This is a genomic window from Kushneria marisflavi, from assembly GCF_002157205.1.
Classification (GTDB): Bacteria; Pseudomonadota; Gammaproteobacteria; order Pseudomonadales; family Halomonadaceae; genus Kushneria; species Kushneria marisflavi.
This window is the reverse complement of sequence record NZ_CP021358.1, coordinates 1,255,074-1,280,987: the sequence shown is the minus strand read 5'-3', so window position 1 is coordinate 1,280,987 and position 25,914 is coordinate 1,255,074. Positions and strand designations below refer to the sequence as shown.

Annotated in this window: 26 protein-coding genes; 20 read left to right on the top strand and 6 right to left on the bottom strand. The window is 65.1% G+C overall.

From position 1 onward, the window contains the following. Window positions 1-64: 64 nt before the first annotated feature. The 7 genes from B9H00_RS05965 (at window position 65) to B9H00_RS05935 (ending at window position 6,949) form a co-directional block, all read left to right on the top strand. Complete coding sequence (locus B9H00_RS05965) at window positions 65-1,006, top strand: ABC transporter substrate-binding protein (RefSeq protein ID WP_211329649.1); 942 nt, start codon at window positions 65-67, stop codon at window positions 1,004-1,006. Continuing rightward, complete coding sequence (locus B9H00_RS05960) at window positions 1,003-2,022, top strand: FecCD family ABC transporter permease (protein ID WP_086899878.1); 1,020 nt, start codon at window positions 1,003-1,005, stop codon at window positions 2,020-2,022. The genes B9H00_RS05965 and B9H00_RS05960 overlap by 4 nt, the downstream gene beginning before the upstream one ends. Continuing rightward, on the top strand, window positions 2,015-3,040 hold the full coding sequence (locus B9H00_RS05955) for a FecCD family ABC transporter permease (RefSeq protein ID WP_086899877.1): 1,026 nt from the start codon (window positions 2,015-2,017) through the stop codon (window positions 3,038-3,040). The genes B9H00_RS05960 and B9H00_RS05955 overlap by 8 nt, the downstream gene beginning before the upstream one ends. 6 nt (window positions 3,041-3,046) lie before the next feature. Beyond that, window positions 3,047-3,838 (top strand): ABC transporter ATP-binding protein, encoded by a 792-nt coding sequence (locus B9H00_RS05950; RefSeq protein ID WP_086899876.1) that lies wholly within the window; start codon window positions 3,047-3,049, stop codon window positions 3,836-3,838. Beyond that, the gene (locus tag B9H00_RS05945; protein ID WP_086899875.1) at window positions 3,835-4,605 is read left to right on the top strand and encodes an IucA/IucC family C-terminal-domain containing protein; all 771 of its coding nucleotides are present in this window, start codon (window positions 3,835-3,837) and stop codon (window positions 4,603-4,605) included. Before B9H00_RS05950 ends, B9H00_RS05945 begins: the two co-directional genes overlap by 4 nt. Further along, entirely contained in the window at window positions 4,605-5,231 is a 627-nt protein-coding gene (locus tag B9H00_RS05940; protein WP_086899874.1) for an RraA family protein, read from the top strand. Before B9H00_RS05945 ends, B9H00_RS05940 begins: the two co-directional genes overlap by 1 nt. A 128-nt stretch (window positions 5,232-5,359) precedes the next feature. Further along, window positions 5,360-6,949 carry an adenosine deaminase family protein gene (locus tag B9H00_RS05935; RefSeq protein WP_211329650.1) on the top strand — a complete coding sequence of 530 codons (1,590 nt, stop codon included), beginning with the start codon at window positions 5,360-5,362 and terminating at the stop codon, window positions 6,947-6,949. A 25-nt stretch (window positions 6,950-6,974) separates the two neighbouring features. Here B9H00_RS05935 and B9H00_RS05930 read toward each other — a convergent pair whose 3' ends face one another. After that, window positions 6,975-8,171: an MFS transporter gene (locus B9H00_RS05930; protein WP_086899873.1), complete on the bottom strand. Its 1,197-nt coding sequence runs from the start codon at window positions 8,169-8,171 to the stop codon at window positions 6,975-6,977. A 92-nt stretch (window positions 8,172-8,263) separates the two neighbouring features. On the opposite strand from B9H00_RS05930, the gene B9H00_RS05925 reads away from it, so the two are divergent. The 6 genes from B9H00_RS05925 (at window position 8,264) to B9H00_RS05900 (ending at window position 15,146) form a co-directional block, all read left to right on the top strand. After that, window positions 8,264-8,851 carry a TetR/AcrR family transcriptional regulator gene (locus B9H00_RS05925; RefSeq protein WP_086899872.1) on the top strand — a complete coding sequence of 196 codons (588 nt, stop codon included), beginning with the start codon at window positions 8,264-8,266 and terminating at the stop codon, window positions 8,849-8,851. A 136-nt stretch (window positions 8,852-8,987) separates the two neighbouring features. After that, window positions 8,988-11,279, top strand: a complete 2,292-nt coding sequence (flhF, locus tag B9H00_RS05920) for a flagellar biosynthesis protein FlhF (protein ID WP_086899871.1) — start codon at window positions 8,988-8,990, stop codon at window positions 11,277-11,279. Between the two features lie 21 nt (window positions 11,280-11,300). Beyond that, window positions 11,301-11,765 (top strand): hypothetical protein, encoded by a 465-nt coding sequence (locus tag B9H00_RS05915; RefSeq protein WP_086899870.1) that lies wholly within the window; start codon window positions 11,301-11,303, stop codon window positions 11,763-11,765. Window positions 11,766-11,897: 132 nt separating this feature from the next. Further along, the gene (locus tag B9H00_RS05910) at window positions 11,898-13,973 is read left to right on the top strand and encodes an FUSC family protein (RefSeq protein WP_086899869.1); all 2,076 of its coding nucleotides are present in this window, start codon (window positions 11,898-11,900) and stop codon (window positions 13,971-13,973) included. Next, entirely contained in the window at window positions 13,963-14,184 is a 222-nt protein-coding gene (locus B9H00_RS05905) for a DUF1656 domain-containing protein (protein ID WP_157663191.1), read from the top strand. Before B9H00_RS05910 ends, B9H00_RS05905 begins: the two co-directional genes overlap by 11 nt. 17 nt (window positions 14,185-14,201) lie before the next feature. Then, the gene (locus tag B9H00_RS05900; protein ID WP_086899868.1) at window positions 14,202-15,146 is read left to right on the top strand and encodes an efflux RND transporter periplasmic adaptor subunit; all 945 of its coding nucleotides are present in this window, start codon (window positions 14,202-14,204) and stop codon (window positions 15,144-15,146) included. A gap of 15 nt (window positions 15,147-15,161) precedes the next feature. Here the strand turns inward: B9H00_RS05900 and B9H00_RS16905 are convergent, their stop codons facing one another. Continuing rightward, window positions 15,162-15,779: a hypothetical protein gene (locus tag B9H00_RS16905; RefSeq protein WP_086899867.1), complete on the bottom strand. Its 618-nt coding sequence runs from the start codon at window positions 15,777-15,779 to the stop codon at window positions 15,162-15,164. 75 nt (window positions 15,780-15,854) lie between these two features. Beyond that, window positions 15,855-16,505: a DNA-3-methyladenine glycosylase gene (locus tag B9H00_RS05890; RefSeq protein ID WP_086899866.1), complete on the bottom strand. Its 651-nt coding sequence runs from the start codon at window positions 16,503-16,505 to the stop codon at window positions 15,855-15,857. A gap of 149 nt (window positions 16,506-16,654) precedes the next feature. Between B9H00_RS05890 and B9H00_RS05885 the strand changes: the two genes are divergently transcribed. The 4 genes from B9H00_RS05885 (at window position 16,655) to cobJ (ending at window position 20,390) form a co-directional block, all read left to right on the top strand. Then, window positions 16,655-18,049: a hypothetical protein gene (locus B9H00_RS05885; protein WP_086899865.1), complete on the top strand. Its 1,395-nt coding sequence runs from the start codon at window positions 16,655-16,657 to the stop codon at window positions 18,047-18,049. A gap of 78 nt (window positions 18,050-18,127) precedes the next feature. Beyond that, window positions 18,128-18,799 carry a precorrin-8X methylmutase gene (locus B9H00_RS05880; protein WP_086899864.1) on the top strand — a complete coding sequence of 224 codons (672 nt, stop codon included), beginning with the start codon at window positions 18,128-18,130 and terminating at the stop codon, window positions 18,797-18,799. After that, complete coding sequence (locus B9H00_RS05875) at window positions 18,799-19,608, top strand: precorrin-2 C(20)-methyltransferase (RefSeq protein ID WP_086899863.1); 810 nt, start codon at window positions 18,799-18,801, stop codon at window positions 19,606-19,608. Before B9H00_RS05880 ends, B9H00_RS05875 begins: the two co-directional genes overlap by 1 nt. After that, window positions 19,605-20,390: a precorrin-3B C(17)-methyltransferase gene (gene cobJ, locus B9H00_RS05870; RefSeq protein ID WP_086899862.1), complete on the top strand. Its 786-nt coding sequence runs from the start codon at window positions 19,605-19,607 to the stop codon at window positions 20,388-20,390. The genes B9H00_RS05875 and cobJ overlap by 4 nt, the downstream gene beginning before the upstream one ends. On the opposite strand, the gene B9H00_RS05865 is transcribed toward cobJ, so the two are convergent. Continuing rightward, entirely contained in the window at window positions 20,379-21,155 is a 777-nt protein-coding gene (locus B9H00_RS05865; RefSeq protein WP_086899861.1) for a cobalt-precorrin-6A reductase, read from the bottom strand. The two genes, cobJ and B9H00_RS05865, sit on opposite strands and share 12 nt — an antisense overlap. 108 nt (window positions 21,156-21,263) lie before the next feature. Between B9H00_RS05865 and cbiE the strand changes: the two genes are divergently transcribed. From cbiE to B9H00_RS05850, 3 genes are read left to right on the top strand one after another with little or no spacing between them, the layout of a single operon-like run. Beyond that, on the top strand, window positions 21,264-22,553 hold the full coding sequence (cbiE, locus tag B9H00_RS05860) for a precorrin-6y C5,15-methyltransferase (decarboxylating) subunit CbiE (RefSeq protein ID WP_086899860.1): 1,290 nt from the start codon (window positions 21,264-21,266) through the stop codon (window positions 22,551-22,553). Continuing rightward, window positions 22,550-23,338 (top strand): precorrin-4 C(11)-methyltransferase, encoded by a 789-nt coding sequence (gene cobM / locus B9H00_RS05855; protein WP_086899859.1) that lies wholly within the window; start codon window positions 22,550-22,552, stop codon window positions 23,336-23,338. Before cbiE ends, cobM begins: the two co-directional genes overlap by 4 nt. A 3-nt stretch (window positions 23,339-23,341) precedes the next feature. Next, the gene (locus B9H00_RS05850; RefSeq protein ID WP_086899858.1) at window positions 23,342-23,881 is read left to right on the top strand and encodes a hypothetical protein; all 540 of its coding nucleotides are present in this window, start codon (window positions 23,342-23,344) and stop codon (window positions 23,879-23,881) included. Between the two features lie 2 nt (window positions 23,882-23,883). On the opposite strand, the gene B9H00_RS05845 is transcribed toward B9H00_RS05850, so the two are convergent. After that, on the bottom strand, window positions 23,884-24,579 hold the full coding sequence (locus B9H00_RS05845; protein ID WP_086899857.1) for a glutathione S-transferase family protein: 696 nt from the start codon (window positions 24,577-24,579) through the stop codon (window positions 23,884-23,886). A gap of 22 nt (window positions 24,580-24,601) precedes the next feature. Beyond that, window positions 24,602-25,876, bottom strand: a complete 1,275-nt coding sequence (locus B9H00_RS05840; RefSeq protein WP_086899856.1) for an Nramp family divalent metal transporter — start codon at window positions 25,874-25,876, stop codon at window positions 24,602-24,604. Between the last annotated feature and the right edge of the window lie 38 nt (window positions 25,877-25,914).

Sequence of the window (25,914 nt, the reverse complement as noted above, 5' to 3'; positions counted from 1 at the left end):
CGTTCGGGACCGGTGAGAGCGTTAACCCGTTGCGTCGCATTGATGACGCCTGCCAGGAGGAGCCATGTCGGACCCGGCCCATGCCGAGCCCATGACCACCGCGTCCGCGCCGGGGCTCTCGCGCCGGCGCCTGCTGGGGGCGATGCTCGCCCTTGGCGTCATGCCCGTACCGGCACTGGCCGGCCCGCGTCCGGCCCGGGTGGTGACCCTGTTTCAGGGCGCCACCGACAGCGCGGTGGCGCTGGGCATCACCCCGGTCGGGGTGGTGCGCTCCTGGCAGGACCCGCCGATCTATCCCTATCTGCGTCCGGCACTGTCGACCTCGACACTGGTCGGGCTCGAGACCCAGCCCAGTCTGGAAGACGTCGCGCTGCTGTCGCCCACCCTGATCGTGGCGTCAAGCTTTCGCCACGAGCGCATTGCCCCGCTGCTGGAAGGGCTGGCGCCGGTGGTCATGCTCTCGCAGGTCTATCGTTTCAGGACCACGCTTGAGGTCATGGCGCGCGCGCTGGGGCGCGAGCGCCAGGCCGCGACTTTGATGGTGCAGTATCGCGCTCGCGTGGTGGCGCTGCGCGCGCGGCTGGCGTCGCACTTTGGCGCGCGCTGGCCGGCCACGGTGTCACTGATCGATATTCGCGTCGATCAGGTGCGCAGCTATCTGCCCGAAAGCTTTGCCGGACGGGTGCTGAGCGATCTGGGCTTTCGCTGGAACGCCACCGCCCGTGACGCCGGCGGTGTCATGATCAAGCTGGGTGGCGTCGAAAGCCTGCCGGCGCTGGAGGCCGATGTGTTTTTTGTCATGCGCCACTCCGGGAGTCCGGCGGTGGCGGATTACGCCCGGCGACTCATGTCTCACCCGCTCTGGCAGCGGATGCAGGCGCCGCGGACCGGCCAGGTGGTTGAGATCGATGCCGTGGCCTGGAGTCTCTCAGGGGGCATTCTGGGGGTGTTGACCCAGCTCGACGAGATCGAGACCTGGCTTGAGCGTGACGAGGAGGCGTCATGAGCGGGGCCACGTCCGAGCGACCGGCGCAGGGGAGGGGTGTTTTGCTGTCGCTGGGAATGCTGCTGCTGGCGGCCGTGCTGCTAAGCCTGATGGCCGGGGCGCAGTGGTCAACGCCTGCCGCCGTATGGCAGGCGCTGTTTCATCCCTCGGAACTGTCGGTAGAGGATCTCCTGATTCGTACCACCCGGCTGCCCCGCACGCTGGTGGCGGTGGTGGTCGGGGCGGGGCTGGCGGTGGCCGGTGCCCTGATGCAGACCCTGACCCGCAACCCGCTGGCCTCGCCCGGCATTGTCGGCATCAATGCCGGCGCCATGTTTGCCGTCGTGGTGCTGGTGTCGATGTTTCCCAATGCCGCGCTCTGGGCCTGGTATGGCGGCGCGCTTGTGGGTGCGGCGCTGGCGGCGGTGCTGGTCTGGGCGCTGGCGATGCGCGGGCAGTCGCCCGGCGGGCCGCTTCGGCTGGTACTGGCAGGGGCCGCGCTGACGGCGCTGTTCAACGCCTTCAGTCAGGCCCTGCTGGTGATCGATCAGCAAGGGCTGGATACGGTGCTGTTCTGGCTGGCCGGTGCCGTCTCCGGTCGACCGCTCGCGCAGTTATGGCCGCTGATGGCCATGACGCTTGCGGCTCTGATGCTCTGCTGGCCGCTGGCGCGCAGCATGAACGCGCTGGGTACTGGAGAGGCCATGGCCCGCAGCCTGGGCGTGCGGGTGCATCGCCTGCAGGGCGCCATCGTGGTGCTCGTTGTGGCGCTGGCCGGGGCCTGCGTGGCGATGGCCGGCAACATTACCTTCGTGGGGCTGGTGGTGCCGCACATGGCGCGCCGGCTGCTGCCGTCCGATCATCGGTCATGGCTGCCAGGCTGTGCGCTGCTTGGCGCGACGCTTTTGCTGCTGGCGGACGTGGTCGGGCGCTGTGTCCTTCAGCCGCGTGAGGTGCCGGTCGGGGTAATGACGGCGCTGATCGGGGCGCCGCTTTTTATCGTGATGCTGCGTCGCCAGGGGCGTCGTCATGAATGAGCGGTCGCTGCGCCTTGGGCGTTTTTCACGACGCTTTTCACCGCCTGCCTGGCGTCGGGTGGCCGCGCTCTGGATGGTAGTGGCGCTTGTGCTTTTGGTGTCGCTGGCGCTGGGCCGGGTGATGCTCGATCCCGACGCGCTGCTCGAAGCGCTGACACATCCGCAGACGCCGACAGGGCTGATCGTGCACGAGCTGCGCCTGCCCCGGGCCCTGCTTGCGGCGCTGATCGGCGCCGCGCTGGGCGTGTCCGGCTGGCTGTTGCAGCAGGTCATGCGCAACCCGCTGGCGTCACCGGACATTATCGGCGTGACCAGTGGGGCCAGTGCCGCTGCCGTCAGCTATCTGGCCTGGCTGGCCGTGCCGCTGGGCATGGCGGGGTTGCCGGTGGCGGCCATGCTGGGGGCGATGGGCGCGGCGCTGGCGGTCTATACCCTGGCCTGGTCGCACGGTGTGACGCCGCTGCGACTGGTGCTGACCGGTATCGGCATGGCGGCGGCGCTTGGCGCCGTGACCACGCTGGTGCTGGCGACCAGCCCGTTGACCACCACGCTTTCGGCCTATGTGTGGCTGACCGGTAGCGTTTACGGCGCCAACTGGTCGGATGTCTCGAGCCTGGCGCTGTGGTGTGCAGCACTTCTGGTGCCGCTGGCGGCGCTGATGCGCCATGTCGTGCTGGCGCCGCTGGATGATGCACTGGCTACCGGTCTGGGGCTTGCGGTGCAGCGGTACCGGGCAGCGCTTCTGGCACTGGCTTCGGCGCTGGCCGGGGTGGCGGTGGCGTGGGGCGGTGCCTTTGTGTTCGTGGGGCTGGTGGCGCCGCATCTGGCCCGGCGGCTGTCGGGATCTCCGGGCACGGCACAGATGGTGATGGCACTGCTGTTCGGGGCGCTGCTGGTCATGCTGGCCGATCTGGTGGCCCGCACGCTCTTTCTGCCGCTGGATCTGCCGGCCGGCATTTTTGTGGCCGCCCTGGGCGCGCCGTTTTTTCTGGCCCTTTTGATTCGCGAGGTACGCTGACCCGCCATGGCCACGGTATCGGCTCACGCCCTGACGCTGGGCTATCAGCGTCGCCGGATTCTCGATCAGCTCGAGCTGAGCCTGCCCGAAGGACAGATATCAGTTCTGGTGGGCAGCAACGGCTGCGGCAAGAGCACGCTGCTCAAATCGCTGGCGCGGCTGCTATCCCCCTGGTCCGGGCAGGTGTGTCTCAACGGCCAGGACATTCATCAATTGCCCACCCGGGAGGTGGCGCACCGACTCTCGTTGTTGCCCCAGCAGCCGGTCGCCCCGGAAGGCATGACGGTACGCCAGCTGGTACAGCTGGGTCGCCATCCGCATCAGCGCTGGCTGTCGCAGTGGTCGCCGGAGGACGAACGTCAGGTAGCCCGCGCGCTTGAGCGTACCGGCCTTGAGGCGCTGGCCGACCAGGTGGTGGATACGCTTTCGGGCGGACAGCGACAGCGCGCCTGGATTGCGCTGGCAGTGGCGCAGAATACGCCGCTGATGCTGCTCGATGAGCCCACCTCCTTTCTGGATCTGAACCACCAGATGGAGGTGCTCGATCTCCTGCATGAACTCAATCGCGAGGAGGGGCGGACCATTGTGATGGTGCTGCATGACCTGAATCTGGCCGGTCGCTACGCCGACCACATGGTGGCGCTTCGGGCCGGGCAGGTGTATGCCCGGGGCACGCCGGCGCAGGTGATGACGGCCGAACGGGTCGAGGCCATTTTCGGACTGGCCTGTCGGATTATCGAGGACCCGTGCTCGCAGACGCCGCTGTGTATTCCGCTGAGCCGACAGGCCCGCTCATGAAGGGCAAAAGCGATTTCACGCCGCAGGCGTGGGCCTTTCTGACCGACACGCTGGCGCTGGTGTCGGCGCAGCACTCGGATGTACGTGCAGCTCGGGTCGCTGAGCTGTGTGAACCTGATCGCTGCGCTCGCATGCTGGATCAGCTCTCACCCATCATCGGCTCGCCCGGTCGACGCGTGACGGCGTCGCTGCTCTCCAAGCGGCTGGGGTTTTTACTGACCGGGGCCGGTCTTTATGCGCTGTCTGCCTGCAATCGGGCGCTGGACGTCTCAAGCGACAACTGCCTGCTCGAGTGGGCGCACGATGGCGGCCGCTGGACCTCATCGCTGCCGCTGATTTCGCTTGAAAGCATCTCGCTGGCAGGTTCCGAACGAGAAGCGCACCGAACAAGGCTGGTGACGCGGCTGTTTGCCGGCGTGATGCAGCCGTTGTGGCAGACGTTTCACGAGGTCAGCGGCGTGCCGCTCAACATGCTGTGGGAAAACGCCGCTGTGCGCGTTTACTCCCTTTACGAGCGCCGCATGGCCAAGCTCGATGATCCACAGGCCAGAGCGCGACGCGATGAGGATTTCAACTTCCTGCTGACGGCACCGCCGGCCCTGTTCGGCGCCCCCTGGAACCCGCTGGGCCGCTTTTATTACCCGGAAACACCGACAGTCGATGGTCGGACACAGCGCTTTCGGCGCACCTGCTGTCTCTATTTCAAGGCCACCTGTCCGGCCGAGTACTGCCAGAGCTGCCCGCTGTTAAAACCCCGGAGGCGCTGATGTATGACGTTTACCCGCGCGTGGACGGTCCGGATGCCGACACGCTCACCGCCTGGCACGGGCTTTCGACCTCCGCGCTGGGGCATCTCACCCATGAGGGCTATCTGGCCGGGCTTCAGCCATTGCACAACGACACACACCTGTGTGGCCCGGCGCTGACCGTGGAAATCAACGCCCGGGACAGTCGCGTTTTGCGTGAGGCACTAATCATGGCCAGAGCCGGCGACGTGCTGGTGATCCAGGATCATGACAGCGCCCGGGGGCTGGCCTGCTGGGGCGAGCTGCGCGCGCTGGCAGGCTGTATCAAAAGGCTGGCGGGCGTGGTGGTCGTCGGGCACATCACGGACGTCGCGGCGTTGAGAGCGCTGCCGCTGCCGACCTTTTATCTCGGCGTCAGCGCCCTGACCATTCATGCCGACACCATTCGGGGGACGCTTAATGGCCCGCTCTCCATCAACGGGGTGAGCGTGCGTCCCGGCGACATGATGCTTGGCGATGATGACGGCCTTTTTGCACTGGAGCCCGAGCGCGCCGTGGCCCTGCTGCCGGAGGTAGCCGACAAGGAAGCCCGTGACGCCAGACGGGGCGATGAGCTGCGCCGGCGGTGGCGCGAGACGATGGGGTGACCACGAGATGACTGAAAAGAGACGACTGACCAAAGACGACAGTCCGAGGCGGGCTCGCTAATATAGGGCCGGGAACCGACCGCCATGACGGTCGAAGAATCACTGAAACACAATCAAAAAGGCACTCCATGCAGACCCCGATTCTTTCCCGTCGCCGTCTGGCGGCGCTCGCGGCGCTGGGTGCCGCCGTGATGGTGACCGCCACGCCGGCGGGTGCCGATGAGTCTCCCACGTATCGTACCGCCGAAGTCATGGCCGAACTTCGCGATCAGCCCCCGAAACTTCGCATGTTCCTGCAGCGCATGCCCAAGGGCGGTGACATTCACCATCATCTGTGGGGCACCCCCTGGCCGGAAACCCTGCTAAAAGAGGCCGGTCGTGCCGGCATGTGTGTGCGCGCCGACGGGTCGGCGATTGCGCCAGCGCCCTGCGAAGGCGATGCGCTGGTCGAAGCAGAGGGGCTGGCGCAGCGTGACAGCGTCCTGTACGCGGATCTGCTCAATGCCCTGTCGATGCGCAATACACCCAGCGGCCCTGGTACGCCACCGGTCGAGGGCCATGACCAGTTCTTTGCGACCTTCGATCGTTTTGCGCCGGTCGCTGCTGCCTCGCCCGGCGCGCTGCTGAGTGCCTCGAAGCAGCTGGCAGCGGGTGATCATCTGAGCTATCTCGAAACCATTTCCAACCCGGGCGCCGTGCACGGCTTCGGCGCCATGGCGCAGTCCCGCGGGCTCGATGCCGATGATCTGGACGCCGCCTGGCAGGCGCTGTCGCCGAAGCTCGAGGCGTCGCTGGCAGACGCCCGCCGTGAAACCGATGAGATGTTTGCCACTGCCGACAAACGGCTGGGCTGTGACGGCAACAATGCCGCGCCGGGCTGTGACGTGACGGTGCGTCTGCAAGGCTTTGCCGTGCGTACCCAGCCGCCGATGGCGGTCTTTGGCGAGCTGATGATGGCCTTTGCGCTCGCCGATGCCGATCCGCGCTATGTGGGCGTCAATATCGTTGCACCGGAAGACAATCCGGTGGCGCTTGAAGACTATGATCGTCACATGAAGATGCTGGCCTTCCTCTCGAAACACTATCCCGACGTGCCGCTGGCGTTGCACGCCGGGGAGCTGACACTCGGGCTGGTACCGCCGTTTGCGCTGCGGGATCACATTCAAAAGGCGGTCGATATGGCCGGTGCCCAACGCATCGGCCATGGCGTGGACATCGCTCATGAGCAGAATGCGCCAGAGCTTTTGCAGGCCATGGCGGACAACAATGTGGCGGTGGAAATCAACCTGACCAGCAACGATGTGATCCTCGGCGTTCGCGGTGATGAGCATCCGCTCAATCTCTATCGCGATGCGGGGGTGCCGCTGGTGCTGGCCACCGACGATCAGGGCGTCTCCCGCATTGACCTGACCCACGAGTACGAGCGTGCCGTCACCGAGCAGGGCCTTGACTATCCGGCGCTCAAGCAGATGGCGCGTAACAGCCTCGAGTACAGCTTTTTGCAGGGCGAGAGTCTGTGGGCGATCGGTGCGGCGGGCAAAACGCGCGTCGCGGCCTGCCAGGGTGCATCGCTCGACGTCGCCCCGAAAGGAGAGTGCGCCGATCTGCTGGAACACAGCGATCGCGCCCGGCTGCAGTGGCAGCTCGAGCAGGATCTGATGCGCTTTGAGGCGCAGATTGCGCAGTGGCCGAAGTGGCTGGGCGGTGACAGGCCCTGAACATCAGATGCAGGCGCCGTTGGTACTACGCCGCTGTACACGTGGTCATCGGGCGGCGCAGGACGCTGATCAGCACGCTCAGTGACAACGCCATCACGAAGGCACCGTAAACATACACCGTGGCCTCCAGTCCAAGGCGCTGGGTGGCCACGCCCGCCGCCAGTGCCGGCAGACTGGCGGAGAGATAGCTCACCACATAAAACACCGCCATTAATGATGAGCGCTCGCCGGCCGGCGCCAGCGGCATGACGGCGCGCAGCGCGCCCATGAATCCCGAACCGAATCCAAGACCTGCCACGCTGTAGCCAGTGATTAAAAGCGCCAGGCTGTGTAGATGGACGCTGATCAGTACCAGCACCAGCCCGGCAGGCAACAGGGTGCTCGAGAGCAGCAGGATGGTGCGGGTCGTGAAGCGTCGAAAGCGCCACACGCTGATGCCGCCCATGACTGACAGAATACAGGCCGGCAGTCCGCCCATCAGGGCGCTGTGAAATCCGGCGACCTGCTCGGCCAGGGCCGGCCCCAGTGACAGGCTGAAACCGCCCAGTGCCCAGGCGGCCACGTTGGCCGGCATGGTGCGTACAAACGTGGGCAGCACCACGGCCGGTACCCGGGCGCGAGGGGTCATCGAGGCCAGCGCGCCGGGGCGGCGTGTCACGCTCTCGCTCATGCGGCCAAGCCCCAGCACCTGCCAGGCGAATATCACGATCATCACGACATACACCAGCCGCATGGGCCAGGGGGCGCCGGCGACCAGCACACTGGCGCCCAGCGCGCCCAGTCCCATGCCGATCATGGGGGCGACGCTGGCCATCACCGGGCCGCGCTGATGATCACTGTCCATCAGGGCAGCGCTCAACGCGCTGGTCACCACCCCGGTGGCCATGCCTTGCAGGATGCGAGCGGCGAACAGCCAGCCGAGATCGGAGGCCATTAAAAAGCAGCCCATCGAGGCCAGTTCGATCACAAGACCTGCGGCAATGACCGGGCGGCGACCGAGATAATCCGACAGCGCCCCGGTAAATAAAAGCGTCAGCAGCAGCGCAAACAGATAGCTGGCAAACACCAGCGTCAGCATGGAGGTGGAGAAGTCCCAGCTGGACTGATAGAGCTGATACAGCGGCGTAGGCACACCTGAGGCGGCCAGAAAGGCCATCAGCACCAGGGTGTAAAACACCAGTTCCCGCGGACGTGACATCGCCGGGGCAGTGAAAGAGGGCATGAGGCACACCTTAAAGCAAAGGTTTTGCGTTAGAATGCGCGCAGTGTAGGTGATTCGCCTGCTAAAGCAAATATTTTGCGTTAAGAGGCCCCATGAGCCATAAACCGCTTCCTCGCCCCGGCGGACGCAGTGCCCGGGTGCAGCAGGCTGTCCACGCCGCCGTCAGCGCCCTGGATGACGGCGAGGGACGCACGCAGCTGACCATCCCGATGATCGCCGAACACGCGGGGGTCACCCCGTCGACCATCTATCGACGCTGGGGGTCGCTGCGTGAACTGCTGGCCGACGTGGCGGCCGCGCGGCTGCGGCCGGAAGCGCCGTTAAGCGATACCGGCTCGCTCGAGGAAGATCTGATGGTCTGGGCCGGTGAGTTCATGGAGGAGATGACTTCAAGGCCCGGCCAGCAGGCGCTGGCCGATGCACTCGGCAGTGCCAGCCACGACCCTCGGACGCGCTGTTACGACTGGCAGTGCGAGCAGATCGCGCTGATGCTGTCGCGCGCGCGTGATCGCGGTGAGTCATCGCTGCCGTCAATCGATACGCTGATCGATGGCATCATGGCACCCCTGCTCTATCGGGTCAGTCATGCCCCCGAGAGCCTGAGCGAGACGCGATTGCGCCACTGGGTGCGACGGGCCCTCGGCAGCGCCTGCGAAAACTTTAGGGCGAATATCGAATAAGGCATGAATTCGGGCCCATTCCTCCTGATTGCCCCCGGCGTGCTCGTGGCACCCTTGGCGGCATGACATGAAGGCCGCCGTTTAAGGATGACACCCGGCGGCCGGCACCATCGCCGCCGATCAGGAGAGCCAGGGCATGGGGGTACACCGTTTTATCGGCACCAGTGCGCGTGACGCCATGCGTCAGGTGCGCGAGTCACTGGGTGACGAGGCGCTGATTCTTTCCAACCGTCAGGTTGAGGGCGGCGTCGAGATCGTCGCGATGCTCGATGCCGACCAGGAAAGCCTGACCGGTCAGCCGGCCGAACCCGCGCCGCTCGAGCCTGTTGCCCCGACGCCTGTCACGCCTGATCCGATGCCTGCTTCGTCCTCGGCGGCGGTGACTGCCCCACAGGAAATGCAGGCCTTCAGCGCCCGGCTGATGGATGAGTTCGCTGCCATGCGCGATCTGCTTGACGCTCGCCTGAGCACGCCCACTGCGCCCGAGGAGAAGGCCACACCGGCCACGCGTCTGCGCCAGCGCATGATCGGCGTGGGCTTTAGTCAGACGCTGGTGCGCGAGCTGATCGCGCTGCTGCCGGCGGAATTTGCCGATACCGCCGATGAGGACATTGATGAGGCGCTCAACGGCTGGATCAGTCGGCAGCTGGCGGCGCGACTTGAAACCCTGGAGACCGACAGTGACCTGCTTGCCGAAGGCGGCGTGATGGCTCTGATCGGGCCAACCGGCGTGGGCAAGACCACCACCACCGCCAAGCTTGCCTCGCGCTACGTGATGGCGCATGGCAACCGCGACGCGGCATTGATCACCACTGACAGCTATCGTATCGGCGCTCAGGAGCAGCTGCGCATCTACGCCCGCCTGCTGGGGGTGGAAGTACATGCGCTGGAAGGCGATGGTGATCTGGGCGCGCTGCTGGCGCGTCTCATGACGCCGCGCCGGGCGCTGTTGCAGATGCAGAGAGCCACGCCCAAGCGCACCATCCTGATCGACACCCTCGGCATGAGCCAGCGCGACCCGCGCCTTGCCACGGAAGTGGCGCGCCTTGGCGAGGCGGGTGTGCCCATTGCGACCCTGCTGGTGCTGGACGCCGCCAGCCACGGTGACACGCTCGAGCAGGTGGTCGCGGCCTATCAGCAGGCCGCCGACCGGGCCGGCACACCGATTCGTGGCTGCATCATTACCAAACTCGATGAGTCTGCCCGTCCGGCCACCGTACTGGATATTCTGGCCCGCCATCGGCTGCAGGTGCTGTTTGTGGCCAACGGTCAGCGCGTGCCGGAAGATCTGGCCGCAGTCGATGTCGCCGCGCTGGTCCATGAGGCGCTCTCGGTCGACAGCGCCTCACCGTTTGGCTATGACGCGGCAACCCTTGCCGAGATGGCCGGGCAGACGCGCCAGTCAAAGGCGCATGCGCTGTCCCGCGATGTGGTCAGCCACGGCCGTGCCCTGCATGCAATGTTTGATACCCTGGCCCGCCGGGCGCCCGGTACACCGCTGCTGGAGCAGCTCTGGGCCCACGGATTGAGCAATGCCCCCGGGGAAAGTTTTGCGGCGCACATGGCGGCGCGCTCCCCGCTGACGGTCGCTCCCAACGAAGAGCACGCTCTGTGGTGGTCAAAGGAGAAGGGCTCACGTCAACAGGACTGGAGCATGCCGCTGGTGTCGCTGGATGATCACGGGCTGCCGTTGCCGCAGACCTGGTTGCGACATCGCCTGCCGACCTCGGAAGCCGAGCGCATGCGCTGGGCGCGCGAGACCCATCAGAGCGCTTGGCATCTGATGGCCGCGCTACCGCAGATTGATGAAATGCACCGGCTGGCGGCCGACCGGCAGCTGTGGATGTCGGCGGCCACGGCGTCGCGTCGGGTGCGCTATCAGGGGGAGCGTCAGCGGCTGGCCGATCTGGCCGGGCTTGCCGCCGAGATCGATCAGCGCCAGTGTCGCTGGCGCGCCCGTCCGGTCAACATGGTGCTCTCCTGTCTGCCGGCGCTGTATGAAACGCGCGGTAGTGGGGCCCCTGTCGAGGTACTGGTGTGGTTTGCAAGGCTTCACGATGTGGATGACAACCGCGTGCTGGCGCAGCGCTACTGGCTCTCCAATGCCGTCACCGGGCGCGATGTGGCCTCCAGGCTGGCCCGTGCCGTGGCGCTGGAAGGGCTCGAGGGGCTGACCCGTCAGGCCATGCGCCGACTGGAAGAGAGCGGCGTGGCGCGCAGCGACCGCGAGACCCGGCTGCAGCTGGCCTCCGGGCTGGCGGCGCTGGCCACGCGGCTGGAGCTTTGCAGCGAGGACTGGGCGATGGACGTGCGGGCGCAGCTGTTCAATCTCTCCGGCGGCACCCGCCGGCGAACCGGCACGGTACTGCTGGAAGCCCTGATGCAGGCCTTCACGGCGCGCGATGCGCTGATGGATGCTCGTTCCTGATGCTGGATCACTCGGAGAACCATGCCGATGTCGGGTGATCAGGCCAGCGGCCTGCGCCAGTGGTCGCAGGCGCATACCGCAAGAGACGATGACCGACCGACGCCGGCCGAGCTGGTCGTCATGACCTGGCAGGGGAGTGGCACGGGTTCCGACGGGCTGGTGACGCGCTTGAGTCTGCCAGAGGGCGTATCACGCTGGTTGCCTCGTGAACTGGTACTTTCCGCCCCCTTGCCGGAGGCCGTGCCGGACGCGCCCTGGTGGGTGCTTCATCTGACGCAGCTGGAGGCCCGCAGCGCACCCGGGCTTGCCGAGGCACTGCGCGCGTTATACCACACCGGCATGCCGCGAACCGTGTTGTTGAACGCGCCTGATTCGACATGGGCATCGGGGTTGATCCGCGCCGCGCGTGCGCACCTGGGCGTGACGCTAATGCAGGAGGTGCAGGCCTGGCATCAGGCCGTCACGGCATCACTGTCCAGGGGCTAAGGTAGACGTCAGCTCAGGATTGATGAAATACTTCGCACCCTTACGATATTTCCCTTGCGCCTGTCGCCGTCCGCTTGTGGGCTTTCCTGCCCACCAGGCGACATGCGTCGTTCATGATGCTGATCATTGTCAATGAGAATTGTCCCAGATATTACCGGTGACCACTGGGTGCTGGCGCTGCGCACCGTGCTGGCGGTCTGGCTGGCGCTCTATGTGGCGCTGCGTCTGGATCTGGCCCAGCCCGCCTGGGCGATTCTGGCCGTCATGATCGTGACGCTGCAGCCGGTGATGTTTACGGGTGGCACACCGCCACTGGGCATCATCATCCATCGCTGTATCGGCCGATTGATCGGCACGTTCCTGGGCGCGCTGATGGGGGTGGTGCTGATTGCGCTCTTTGCCCAGCAGCCGATGCTCTATCTGCTGGCTGCCGGGGCCTGGCTGGCCTTTTGTACCTTTTGCGTGATGCTTTTAAACGATGAGCCGGCCAGCTACATCATGATGCTCAGCGGTTATACCGCAACGCTCGTCTCGCTGACCGCCATCGGCACCGGGGTGGACAACGTCTTTGATCTGGCGCTGGCGCGCACCACCGAGACGGCGCTGGGCATCGGCGCCGGCTTTTTGATGCACGTGCTCATTGCGCCACGCTTTGGCAGCCGTGCGCTGCCGGGCACGCTCCAGGCCCTGATCAGTGGCGCGGCCGATGAGGCGCGCGTGGCGCTTGATCGGACACGCTCAAGAGCCGTGCTCAATGAGCGGCTTCGCAACCTGATGGGCAAGCACCAGCAGTTCGAGGCCCAGCACTCCCTGGCGCGCTTCGAATTTCGTCGTTTTCGACGGCTGCTGCCGGCGCTGGATCATTTTGCCGGTGACAGTCTGGCGCTGATGACCGGGCTTCGTGAGCTCGAAGAGGCCATTGACCGACTGTCGCGCTGTGAGGGCTGCGATGATCTGATGGCGGCCCTGCGTGCGCCGACGCTGCCCTTTCTGGACGCGCTGGAGCAGGACGGTGATCAGCTGCCGACACTGCCGGAGCTTCCGGATGTCGCGATACTGGTGACACCGCAGGCGCCTGTAACGCTGGTACGGGCCACGCTGGTGCGCGAGCGTCTGAGTGAAGTGATGCGGCTTTTGCATCACGGTCGGGCACTGAGCCTTGCCATGCGCCATCATCGCCATGTCGGGCTGATAAAGCTGACCGGGCCTCGCCCGCGCCGGGCAAACCATCCCGAGTATGGCGTGGCGCGCTATAACGCCTTTCGCGTTTTCATCGCCTTTGAGCTGCTGGGGCTTTTCTGGATCCACAGCGGCTGGACCTCCGGGTATCTCTCCATGATGCTGCTGGGCGTATTTATCGTGCTGTTTGCCAAGGCACCCAATCCCGCAGCGGTGGTGCGACAGTTTCTGACCGGCACGATCTGGGCGGTGATCATTGGCTGCCTGTTTTCCTATGTCGTCTTTCCATCCATCACCGGATTTCCGCTTCTGGCGCTGAGTCTGGCAGTACCGGTGGTGATCGGCACCCTGATGACCCCGCACATGCGCTACGCCGCGGTCGGGCTGGCCGGCGCAGTGACACTGATGACGCTTTTGAATCTGCACCGCACCTATGTGTTTCATCCGACCCAGTTCATCAACGGGGGACTGGCCTCGATTCTGGGCACCATCGTGACCATGGTGACCTATTCGCTTTTTCGTCAGCGCACGCCTGCCGAGCGGCTGGAAACGCTGGTGGCAGCGTACTGGCGCGGCCTTGAGCGGGTGACCCGGGCACGGCGGCTGCCATCACGGACCTGGCTTGAAAGCCGACTGTATGACCGGCTGAGCCGCCTGCTGGCGCTGGGCAGCGGTGAGCAGATGCTGCGCGAAGCGGTGGACCTGCATGCCCTGGCCATGTGTCTTTGGCGGCTGCGGCGTCTGGCGCGCGTGAGCGGGTCGCATCAGCATGAGATCGAACGCTGGATTGCCGGGCTCGGCCGGCAGCTCCTTCAGGCCGGGCGCGACGAAGCGGCCTGGCGCCGTCTGGCGGCGGAAAGCGAGGCGCAGGCGGCCGCTCTTTATGATCTCAAGCCGCTGCCCACGGCGCTGATCGGAGAGTTCGAGATGCTCTCGCATCTGCTGCGGGATCTGCCGGGTGCTGCGGCCCAGGCGCGCGAGGCGCTGTCGCCGGGCGAGGATGAACAAGGAGCCATGGATGCTCGATGAGTGGTCGTTTCTGGGGTTTCTGACGCCGCCCCTGTTTTTGCCGGTGTTTCTGGCCCTGCTGCTGTTCTGGGGCGTACGCCGTGTGATGTCGTATTTCGCGCTGTATCGATTTTTCTGGCAGCCGGTACTGGCAGACATCGCCATTTTTACACTGCTCTTGTGGGCGGTACTGATGCTCAGCGGTGCACTGCCGGCTGGAGGAAGAACATGACGGACAAGGAGTCGGGTATGAAAGGCGTGTCTGCGCTGGCAGGACGTTTCCTGCGCGTGGTGTTGACGCTTTTGCTGGTCGGGGCTGCGCTGCTGGCTGCCTGGTGGATCTGGCATCACTACATGCATGATCCCTGGACCCGCGATGGGCGTATCCGCGCCGATATTGTCCAGGTTGGCGTGGATGTCTCGGGGCTGGTCGATACCCTCGAGGTTCATGACAATGACCTGGTCGAGAAGGGCAATGTGCTCTTTACGATCGATCAGGCGCGCTATCAGCTGGCGCTGGATCGGGCGCAGGCCAATCTGTCTCAGCTCAAGGAGCAGCGCGACGAGGCGAAGGCCACCAGCAACCGGCGCGACCGGCTGAACAACTATGTCTCACAGGAGGCGCGTGACAACGCCCGCTTCGAGTATCGCTCGGCTCAGGCCGGCGTTCAGAACGCCGAAGTAGCGGTGCGCGCGGCAAAACTGGATCTGGAACGCTCGAAGGTGCGCTCGCCGGTGGATGGCTATGTCACCAATCAGCAGCTGCGTCCCGGGCAGTACGTCAGTTCCGGTACTCAGGCCATGACGCTGGTCGATCAGCACAGCTTTTATGCATTGGGTTATTTCGAGGAGACCAAGCTGGGCGGCATTCACCCCGGTGACCCGGCGCGCGTGCGCTTGTTGGGACGCGACCGGGACCTCCACGGTCACGTGGACTCGATCGCCCGCGGCATCGTCGACAACAGCCTGACCGGGCAGTCCGGTGGGCTGGCGGCAGTGAATCCTTCCTTTGACTGGGTGCGTCTGTCCCAGCGGATTCCGGTGCGTATCCGACTCGATGATGTGCCCGATGATCTGGTGCTCTCTGCCGGCCAGACAGCGACCATCTATGTTGACGCGCCCGGCCACGAGCCGAACGAGCGCGGCTGGGGCGCGGCGCTGCGTCGCCAGCTTGAGTCCCTGTTCGATATCTAGCCGGCCCGTCTGCGGCTAGCGGCTGTAGGGTGTTGCCGGTGCCGGCCCGCGCGGGTCGGCGTAGAGATCGCCTCCCCGACCCGGGTCACTGAAGGCGGGTGGGCGCGATTGACCGGGCAGCGGATAGCCGTGAGGCGGTAGCGGATAGCCGGCCGAGGGCGGCCGATAACCACTCGGCGGGCGATAGCCGGGTCGCTGCCATCGATCGGGCCCGTAATAGCCGTTACCGTGCGGGGCGCTGCCATAAATGGTGTCGCGCTGTTCGCGATCGAACTGACGGCGCTGGGCGTCATAAAGGCGTTCGTAGTGACGTCTGAGCTGCTCGTCGGGATCGATGCGTTGCGGACGGTGCCAGCCAAATCCCGGTCGGCCGTCATAACCCCACTGGCCGTGATACACCGGTGGCCTGCCATCGCCGGGGCGCCCGTCGAAACCCGGGCGATTATTAAAGCCGGGACGGCCGGACTGATGCCAGTGACGTCCAACAACCCCGGCCTCAGATTGAAACTCCGAGTGATTCTGTGAAAAGTGCGATCGGTCCTGAGAAAAGTGTGAGCGCATCGGCCCTTGATCATCGGCCATGGCGGCACTGCTTATCATCAGTGCCACCAGCCCTGCCAGTAACGGTCTCATGACGGTCCCTCCCGGGAGTCGTTCAGCGCAGTCTCCATTCTAGCCTGGCAGGGGCCGGTGCGCGCCATGCCGGGTTTACCCTTTGGTACTGCCCTGTCGTGCTGCTCTTTTTTCGAGCTGACGACGCAGTTGCGGTGTGGCAATGCGCAGCCGCCAGGGCGCGTCGCGGTGTTCGGGCTGGGCATAATCGATACCGATGCGCGGGCTTCGGATGATGTCCTCCTCACTGACCGGGGTGCCCGATTCGATCCACAGGCCTTCGCCGCTGCACACGTCGCAGCGGTTAAAGGTGGTCTTGGTAATGCCCATGGCCCGGGTCAGCTTGCCAGGACCGTTGAGCATCTCGCGGCCGCGCTTGCCGTTGCGCCTGGCCACCATGGTCTCTTCGCCCTGAACCGGCTCGATGGCGCGAATCAGTACCGCGCAGGGGTCATCCTCAACTTCGGTGACGAGATTGAGCATGTCGTAGATGCCGTAAATGATGTAGACGTAGGCATAGCCTGGTGGGCCGAACATGACCTCGGTGCGTTGGGTGCGTCCATGCGAAGAGTGGCAGGCCGTGTCCACAAGGCCGAGATAGGCCTCGGTTTCGGTAATACGGCCGATCAGACGCTCCTGACCGTCATCGACGATGAGATGACACCCCAGCAGCTGGCGGGCCACCTCCAGGGTGGGTTGCCGGTAAAAGCTTCTTGGCAATGGAACCGGCGCAGGGACTTCGGACATTGAACCTCCTTGTCGAGACACCCAGCCCGAAACGGCGTTGCCTGTCGGGCCAGCGGATGCGATAGCATGGCCCACAATCATGGACGAGCGCGGCGGATTTCGCCGTCTCATGAGGTCCGAATTTTCCTTTATGGCGTGGTTGAACGCTCATGTTGCCTGAATCGAACGACTTTAATGAACGGCGCCTACCCGGCTGGCAGGGCGCGCGGGGTGCATGCCCGTCACTGAGTGCGCCCATGGAAACCGGGGACGGCTGGCTGGCGCGACTGCCCCCGCTGGTGGCGCCGCTCGAAGGTGAGGAGGTCATCACGCTGTGCGAGGCGGCCGAGCGCTTCGGCAATGGCCTGATCGAGGTCACGCGGCGCGGCAATCTGCAGCTGCGAGGGCTGGCGGCCGACACTCATCGGGCGCTGGCGGACTACCTGATGCGTCGGCTGTCGCGTCACTGGCTGGACAGCGCAGGGCCCGCGGTGTCGATCGATCCGCTGATGGAGATCGATGAGGCCATCGAGGCACCCACCGGATTGCTGGCGCGCCGCCTGCGTGAACAGATTCTGATCGGGGCACCAGCGACGCTTGCGCCCAAGTGCGCCGTGGTGATCGATGCCGGCGGCTGGGCGGGTCTGGCCGGTCTTTCCGGCGATGTCCACGTGCGTCTGGACGGTGCCCGTGGTGGCTGGGTGGGCCTGGCCGGGGATCACGGTAGTGCCACCTGGCTGGGCTGGATGGTGGCGTCAAAGCTTGCCAGTGCCGTGCTGGGGCTTCTTGGTGAAATCGACATGCTCGGGCCGCGCGCGCGTGCCCATCACCTTCTGACCGACGTTTCGATCTATACGCTCTGCGACCTGCTGGGCTGTCGTCCCGGGGCACCGCCGCCGCGTAGCGGCCTCTATCAGGGCCCGGATGCGGGAGCCAGACGCCAGCGCGACGTGCTGGATGTGGTCTGGCCGTTCGGTCAGGTGCCGGCGCTGTCATTGCTGCGTTTTACGCGCGAGGCGCAGCGGCTCGGCGCGCTCGGTTTTGCCGCCGCGCCCGGGCGACACTGGCGGATCCTGTGTCGGGAACACGCCGATATTGACGGGATTATCCGGGCGGCGCGCGAGGCCGGGCTGATTGTGGCCGATGACGATGCCCGCCTGGCCATCGTGGCCTGTACCGGGGCGCCGGGTTGTGCCAGTGCCTTCATGAGCACGCATGACACGGCAGGGACGTTGAGCACGTGCTGGTCGATGCTCTTTGATGCGTCGGTCAGGCTGCATCTGTCCGGCTGCGCCAAGGGATGTGCCAGCCTGGACCCGGTCACATTCACACTGGTCGGCACGGCCCGCGGCATCGGTCTGGTCTTTCAGGGCAACCCTCGCGGCGTGTCTCGCCTGATCGCCGGGGACACCGCCTCGCTTGAGGCGGCCTTCAGGCATCTGGCGCAGACGCTTGCCGGGGAGGGGTATACGTTGCCGCTGGCGGCGACAAGCCTTGACCGTGTTGGCGAGGAGCGCATCGTGGCCCTGCTGCGCGCCGGCAGCGCGCATGATCCCGGTGCGTAAGGGCGGACGCTGAGGCAGCGCCGGTGTAGAATGGCGCGCCTGACCGCCCCGATACCCATCCTTGAGACGAGGGAGCCAATGACCGATCGCCATGGCACTCATGACGCACCTGCCAAACGTTCCCTGTATGAATACGAACATGACGGGCAGGCCATCTATCGTCAGTCGTTTGCCATCATCCGCGCGGAAGCGGATCTGACACGCTTTTCGCCTCTGGAAGCCGAAGTGGCCGTGCGCATGATTCATGCCTGCGGTGTGGTGGCGCTGACCGATCATATTGTCTTTGGCGGTGGTGATATCACCCGCGCGCGCGAGGCCATTTTTCAGGGCGCGCCGATTCTGTGCGACGCCGGCATGGTCGAGCGTGGCGTGACGCGGGCTCGGCTGCCGGCGAACAATGATGTGGTCTGTACCCTGCATGATGCGCGTACGCCACCGCTTGCCTCTCGCATCGGCAATACCCGCACGGCTGCGGCGATCGAACTCTGGGGCGAGCAGCTTGACGGTGGCGTCGTGGTCATTGGCAATGCGCCGACGGCGCTCTTTCATCTGCTGGATCTGCTTAATCAGGGCGCGCCGCGGCCGGCGGCCATCATCGGGGTGCCGGTGGGCTTCGTCGGTGCGGTGGAGTCCAAGCAGGCCCTGATTGATGCCGGACTCGATATTCCCTTCATCACGGTGCGCGGGCGCATGGGCGGCAGTGCCATTGCCTCTGCCACCATCAATGCGCTGGCAAGCGACCGACTCTGATGCGATCAACTCCTGAATTTTCCGCGTCTTCCGGCGGTCAGCCGCTCGCCTTTGGGCGTCTTTACGGGGTGGGCACCGGTCCCGGCGATCCGGAGCTTTTGACCCTCAAGGCTGCGCGGGTGCTGGCCGAGGCCGATGTGGTCGCCTGGTTTGCCAAGGCCGGCAATCAAAGCAACGCTCGTCGCGTGATCAGTGAGCATCTGCGCCCCGGCCAGCCGGAGCTGGCGCTGTATTACCCGGTGACTACCGAGCTGCATCGCCACTCCAGCGGCTATCGCGAGGCCATCGCCGAGTTTTATGAGCAAAGCGCCGAGCGTCTGGCACTTGAGCTGTCCGCCGGGCGCAGTGTCGCCGTGCTTTCGGAAGGAGACCCGCTTTTTTTTGGTTCCTGGATGCATCTGCACGTGCGCCTGCGCGAGCGTTTCGAGGTCGAGGTCATTCCGGGGGTCACCGGTATGGCCGGCGGCTGGTCGAGCGCCGGCGTACCGATCTGCCAGGGGGATGACGTGCTCACCATTTTGCCGGGAACGCTTGGTGAGGCGGCGTTGGTGGATCGTCTGTCGCGCTGCGAGGCGGCCGTGATCATGAAGGTCGGCCGCAATCTTCCCCGCATTCGCGTCGCGCTTGAACAGGCAGGGCTGCTGGAGCGGGCGCTGTACGTCGAGCGCGCCACCATGCAAGGGGAGCAGATCATGCGACTTGTCGAGCGCGATGATCGCCCGGCACCGTACTTCTCGATCGTGCTGGTGCCCGGTTGGGCGGCCTGCACGCATCCGGTCGCGCTGGATGCGCTGGCGGTGCGCTCATGAGTGGCCGGCTGATCGTGATCGGTCTGGGGCCGGGAGAGGCAGCCTGCATGACGGCGCAGGCGGTCGAGGCGCTGGCCCGCGCCGACTGGTTTTATGGCTATGGCCCCTACGTGGACCGGGTGGTCGCCCTCGATGACCCGCGCCGGGTGGTGTCGGACAACCGGGAGGAGGGCGCGCGAGCACGCGAGGCACTGGCACTGGCCGCCCGCGGCGAATGCGTGGCGATGCTTTCCGGCGGAGATCCAGGCGTGTTTGCCATGGCCTCGGCCGTGTGTGAGCAGATCGAGCGCGGCCCCGAAGCGTGGCGTGCGCTGCCCCTTGAGGTCGTGCCCGGAGTGAGTGCCATGCTGGCTGCGGCGGCGGCCTGTGGCGCGCCACTGGGTCATGACTTTGCTGCCATCTCGCTGTCCGACAATTTAAAGCCCTGGGCGCTGATCGAACGACGGCTGCAGGCCTGTGCCGGCGCGGGCCTGGTCATGGCGCTGTACAACCCGATCTCGAAGGCGCGTCCCTGGCAGCTGGGGGTGGCGCTGGAGCGCCTGCGCGACGTCCTCGCCCCGCAGACGCTGGTGATTTTCGCCCGCGCTGCCGGTCGCCCTGATGAACAGATCACCACCACGACCCTGGCACAGGCCCGGGCCGAGCAGGCCGATATGGCAACGCTTGTGATCATCGGCAGCGAAGAGACCCGCGAGGTCACAAGGCCCGGCCAGGCCTCATTGGTCTATACCCCGCGCTTCGCCCCCGGCTGGGACCCTGAATCCAAACATTCAGCATGCTGAGAGCCAGTTGAGCAGCCCTGTCATGCCGGGCTCATCAACGCCTTCGATGGTGGGTGTGTCGGGCATGGCGGGCCTTCGCATCATGATCACCTCAATGCCCTGTTCCCGCGCCGCCACCAGCTTGGGCCAGGTGGCCTTGCCACCGCTGTGCTTGGTCACCAGCGTGTCGATGGCGTGGTCGCGCAGTACACGCCGCTCCTGTTCCAGCGTAAAGGGGCCGCGTGCAATCAGGTTATCCACATGCGGAAGGGCCAGCGGCGGGTCGATGGGGTCGATGCTGCGAATCACGTAGTGATGCATGGGGGCGGCTTCAAAATGGGCCGCCTGCTGTCGGCCGAAGGTGAGCAGCACCCGCCTGGGCGCCTCTCCCAGCAGGGCCACTGCCTCGCGGGGGGTATCGCATTCACGCCATTGATCGTCGTCCTGTCGCCGCCATCCGGGTCGGGTGACCCGCACAATGGGCAGGCCGAGGTGCTGCGCTGCGTCATGAGCGTGGTGTGCCATCTGCGCAGCAAAGGGGTGTGTGGCCACGATGATGGCATCGATGTGCTGCGTCTTTAACCACTGCACCAGCCCCGCGACGCCGCCAAAGCCACCGCTGCGGGTGGTCACGCCATTGTCGATGGGGGTGCGGGTGCGCCCGGCCAGCGACAGGATGACCGACACCGAGGGCATGCCGGCCAGCTGCGCGGCAATTCGACGGGCCTCCAGCGTACCGCCCAGCAGTAGCAGACGTTTATGATGAGATAGGATGGGTGTAGACATGGCCGGTCTGTGCCGTAATTGATCGGGTGGTAATGGAAACGCACAAGGCGCTGGTCACTGTACACCCGATGGGGTGGAGGGTGCCGCAACATAACAGGAGAGTGATGCATGAGCCTCAATGATGCCCCGTTTGACGTGTCGGTGGCAGGCGATGGCGACGTTCATGGTGCGTGGCTTTCTATCGTCGGCATCCAGGAGTCCGGTCCCGAGGAGCTGTGTGAAAAGGCGCGCGAGGCGATCAGTCAGGCCTCGGTGGTCTTTGGTGGGACCCGGCATCTGGCGCTGACCGGCACGCTGATTCATGGCACGCCGATTGCCTGGCCCTCACCGCTGAGCGAGGGCATCGAGCAGTTGCTGGCGCTGCGTGGCCAGCGGGTGTGCGTGCTGGCCTCGGGTGATCCCTTCCATTACGGCATCGGCTCGACCCTGTCGGAATACATCCCGGCCGGTGAGATGGAAGTGTTCCCGGCGCCGTCGGCCTTTTCGCTGGCCTGTGCCCGTCTGGGCTGGCCGCTGCAGAGAAGCCGGCTGCTGTCGCTGCACGGGCGCGCGATGAGTCGTCTCAACGGTCATTTGCATCACGGTGTGCGCATTGTGGCGCTCACCAGCGATGGTGCTGCACCGGCCCTGATCGCCAGCATGCTCACCGAGCGCAACATGGGTGAGAGTCGAATGACCGTGCTTGAGGCGCTGGGCGGGCCACGCGAAAACATTCAGGAATTTACGGCCCGGGCGCTGGCGCGCGAGTCGCACGAATTCGATGCCCTCAACGTCGTGGCGCTCGAGATCGTCCAGCAGGGCGAGTGCGCGGTGGCCGGGCTGGCGCCGGGACGCAGCGACGTCCTGTTTGAACACGATGGCCAGATCACCCGTCGGGATATTCGGGCCATGACGCTGGGGCGGCTGTCGCCGCGCCCGGGGGAGCGGCTGTGGGATATCGGCGCCGGCGCCGGCTCTATTGCCATTGAATGGCTGCTACTGGATGACTCGCTTGAGGCCGTGGCCATCGAACGCGATGAACAACGCTGTCAGCGCATTCGTCGCAACGCTGAAACGCTGGGCGTGCCGAGGCTGGACATTGTTCAGGGCGAGGCGCCCGACGCGCTCGACGGTCTGGAGACGCCGCAGGCCATCTTCGTGGGCGGCGGAGTGAGCAATATGGCACTGATGGCGCGCTGCTTTGACGCGCTGGCCCCCGGCGGGCGGCTGGTGGCCAATGCGGTGACGCTGGAAAGCGAGCTGGCCCTTGGCGAGTGTCACCGTCTGCTGGGCGGCGATCTGCTTCGCCTGAGCCTTGAGCAGACTGCACCGCTGGGCAGCATGATCGGCTGGACGCCGGCGCGTACCATTACCCAGTGGGTCTGGAGCAAGCCGATGGACTTTCAGGGGGTATCATGACGGTTCATTTCATCGGCGCCGGCCCCGGGGCGGCGGATCTGATTACCGTACGTGGTCAGCGTCTGCTCGCGCAGTGTCCGGTATGTCTTTATGCCGGCTCCACGGTCGCCACCGAGCTGCTGGCGCACTGTCCGCCCGGAGCGCGTCTGGTGAATACCGCTCCGCTGGATCTTGACGCGATCGAGGCCGAATACGTGCGCGCCCATAATAACGGTGAGGCGGTGGCGCGGCTTCATTCGGGCGATCTCTCCGTCTATAGCGCGCTGGCCGAACAGTTGCGTCGTCTGAAGCATCACGGCATTGATTATACGCTGACCCCCGGCGTGCCGGCCTTTTCCGCCGCCGCCGCTCTGATCGAGCGTGAGTTGACGGTGCCAGAGGTGGCCCAGAGTGTGGTGCTGACACGCCTGTCGGGGCGGGCATCAAAAATGCCCGAGCGGGAGCAGCTGGAAACCTTTGCCGAGAGTGGTGCAACGCTGGCGATTCATCTGGCGATTCATCGGCTGGAAGAGATCGCCACTCGGCTGACGCCCTTTTACGGAGCGGACTGCCCGGTGGCGGTGGTATACCGGGCCAGCTGGCCCGAAGAGCGCCTGGTTCAGGGCGTGCTGAGCGATATTGTCGAGCGCCTGGCAGCGGATCCCATCGAGCGCAGTGCATTGATTCTGGTTGGTCCGGCGCTGGCCGACAGCGATTTTCGCGACAGCGCACTCTATGAGAGCGGTTACTGCCGACGTTTCCGTCACGGCGCCGATGAAGCGATCCTGTCAGAAAAGGAAGAATGACCCATGCAAAATGATTTGCCCGGCGCGGGTGGCGATGATGAAACAGCCCTGGCCTTTCGGGAACACCGACTGTCATGGGTGGCCTACGGCGATGCCATTCTCAAGGGGCTCGTGGCGATCGCCATCAGCATCGCGCTGATGCTCTCACCGCGCTGGATCATGATGACGCCCATCACGGCCCGGATCCTGTCCTATGCCGGCATTGCCTTTGTTCTCTGTGCGCTGGGCATTCTGATCTATCGATTCTGCTATATCCGGCGCGTGCGCCTGTACACCGATCAGGACGGTGTATGGTGCTATCGAGGGATTCTGCCCTGGCGGCGCGGTATCGTCGGGACCAACTGGCGTGATGTGCGTCAGGCCAGCTACGGCACCGGATTTGTGCGCTGGGCCACGAAGGCCTATCCGATCAATGTGGATAACCGCTTTACCGATACTGACCCCATCACGCTTTCCCACGTGCACCGCGGCCATGAGTTCGTCGGTCACGTGAATGCCTGGCGCAACCGGATGCTGCGCCAGGAGGGTGAGACGCTGCGCTAGCGTCAGCTCTCGATGGGCGGTTGATGCTCTTTGATAACCTGCCGATCACGAATGCAGTCCTGCTCGTGAGAGCCCTCTCGCCAGGGTTCCTGAATGCCGGTCGTGACCCACTCCGTCACGCTGGGGTGGGACATTAGCCGATCCACGTAGGCCATGGCTTGTGCGCCCAGGGTGAGCTGATAGTTTCGAACCCGCACTGCCACCGGGGCAAAAAAGGCATCGACGGCGGTAAACCGATCGCCGGCCAGCCACGGGCCGCCAAAGCGATCCAGCCCCGAACACCACAGGGCTTCCAGACGCTTCAGATCGCGCGTGAGCGCCTCGCTCGGGGCGGTGAGGGCGATCACCAGTCGGCAGTTCATCGAACATTCGTCTCGCAGGGCTGAAAAGCCTGAATGCATCTCGGCCGCCGCGCAGCGCGCAAAGGCACGTGCCACGGGTTCATGAGGCCACACTTCCGGATAGGCCTCGGCCAGATATTCGCAGATGGCCAGTGAATCCCATACTGTCAGGGACCCGTCGATCAGACATGGCACCTTGCCGGTCGGTGAAAAGGCGTCAAATGAGGGCTGACGCGCACCATGTTCAAACGGCGTCAGAACCTCTTCAAAGGGGATGTCGAGCGCATGCATCAATACCCACGGCCGCATCGACCAGGACGAGTAGTTCTTGTTGGCAATGTGAAGACGGTAGCGCATGACACCCCTTGAACGTTGGTGATCAGATCACCCCCAGCATACCCAGAAATACCCGCAGCGCCAGCAGGCAGACGATCAGCATGACCCCGCCATAGACGAGGTTCTGTCTGAACGTGTTGGATAGTTCGCCCAGCAGGGTTTTCTGATTGCACAGCAGCCAGATCGATCCCACGATCGCCGGCAGCAACAGCCCGTTGATCGCCTGAGCGGTCAGAATCAGCTCAATGGGCGTGCTGCCATAAAGCGCCACGATCACGACCGGTGCCAGCGCCGCCAGCAGCATGACCCCACGATTGCGCGTGCTACGGGCATTCTCCTTGCGCCCGGTGGCTTCTCCCAGCAGTGGCGGCTGCACGGCGATGTTGAAAAGACCGGAAGAGAAGCCGGCCGCCCACAATCCCAGCGAGAACAATACGCCGGCGTATTGTCCCAGTACGGGGGTGAGCTGGCCGGCCATGTCAGCGGCCCCTGACACGCCGGTGCCCAGTGGGTGCAGGGCGGCTGCCGAGCACAGGAGGATGGCGACCATGACGACACCGGTAATGATCACGTTGGTGGTGTGGTCAAAGCGTGACAGGGCCAGGCGCTTGTCCATCGGCGTGGCGGTATCGCCTTCATACTTGCGCTTGATGAAGGCCGACAGCCCCAGCACGGTGTTGGGCGGGAGCGTGGTCGCGATCAGGGCGAGAATCAGCCAGTAGTTGCCTTCGGGGATCTTGAACGAGAACCCGGTGGCCGCCACTTCACCGGGGTTCGGCCCAGCCAGCGCCAGGGTCAGCACAAACGACAGCACGATCAGGGCGATGATCATGCGATTGATGTTTTCAAGCAGCCGATAGATGCCCACCCAGCACATGAGGAGCGCGGCGATGGCCAGAAGGCCCACCCAGGCCAGAATCGGTATCGAGGGCAAAAGATAGTTGAGTGCCAGCGCGGCGCCGGTGAAGTTGCCCGCCTGAAAGGCGACAGCGCCCAAAAGGAGTGCAATGTAGAGTGTAATGGCCCACTTTCGGCCCATGCGCTGGCGGATACCTTCCATGGCCGACATTCCGGTGGCCAGGGTGAAACGAATGACCGGACGCTGAAAGCAAAAGGCTACCACGGAGGCCGCAATGACGGCCCAGAGCAGGGTGAAGCCGTATTCGGCGCCGGCGACCGAGAGCGTGGTGATCGAGCCGGGCCCCAGAATGCAGGCCGCTACCATCGCGCCCGGGCCCAGCGCGCGCAGCCGCTCGGCAATCCCCAGTGATGCTGGCGCCCGAGGCGCAGCGCTTTCGTGAGTGGTCATCGTTTTCATGTGGGGCCTCGTATCAAATGGGCAGGCCTCTTGTTCAT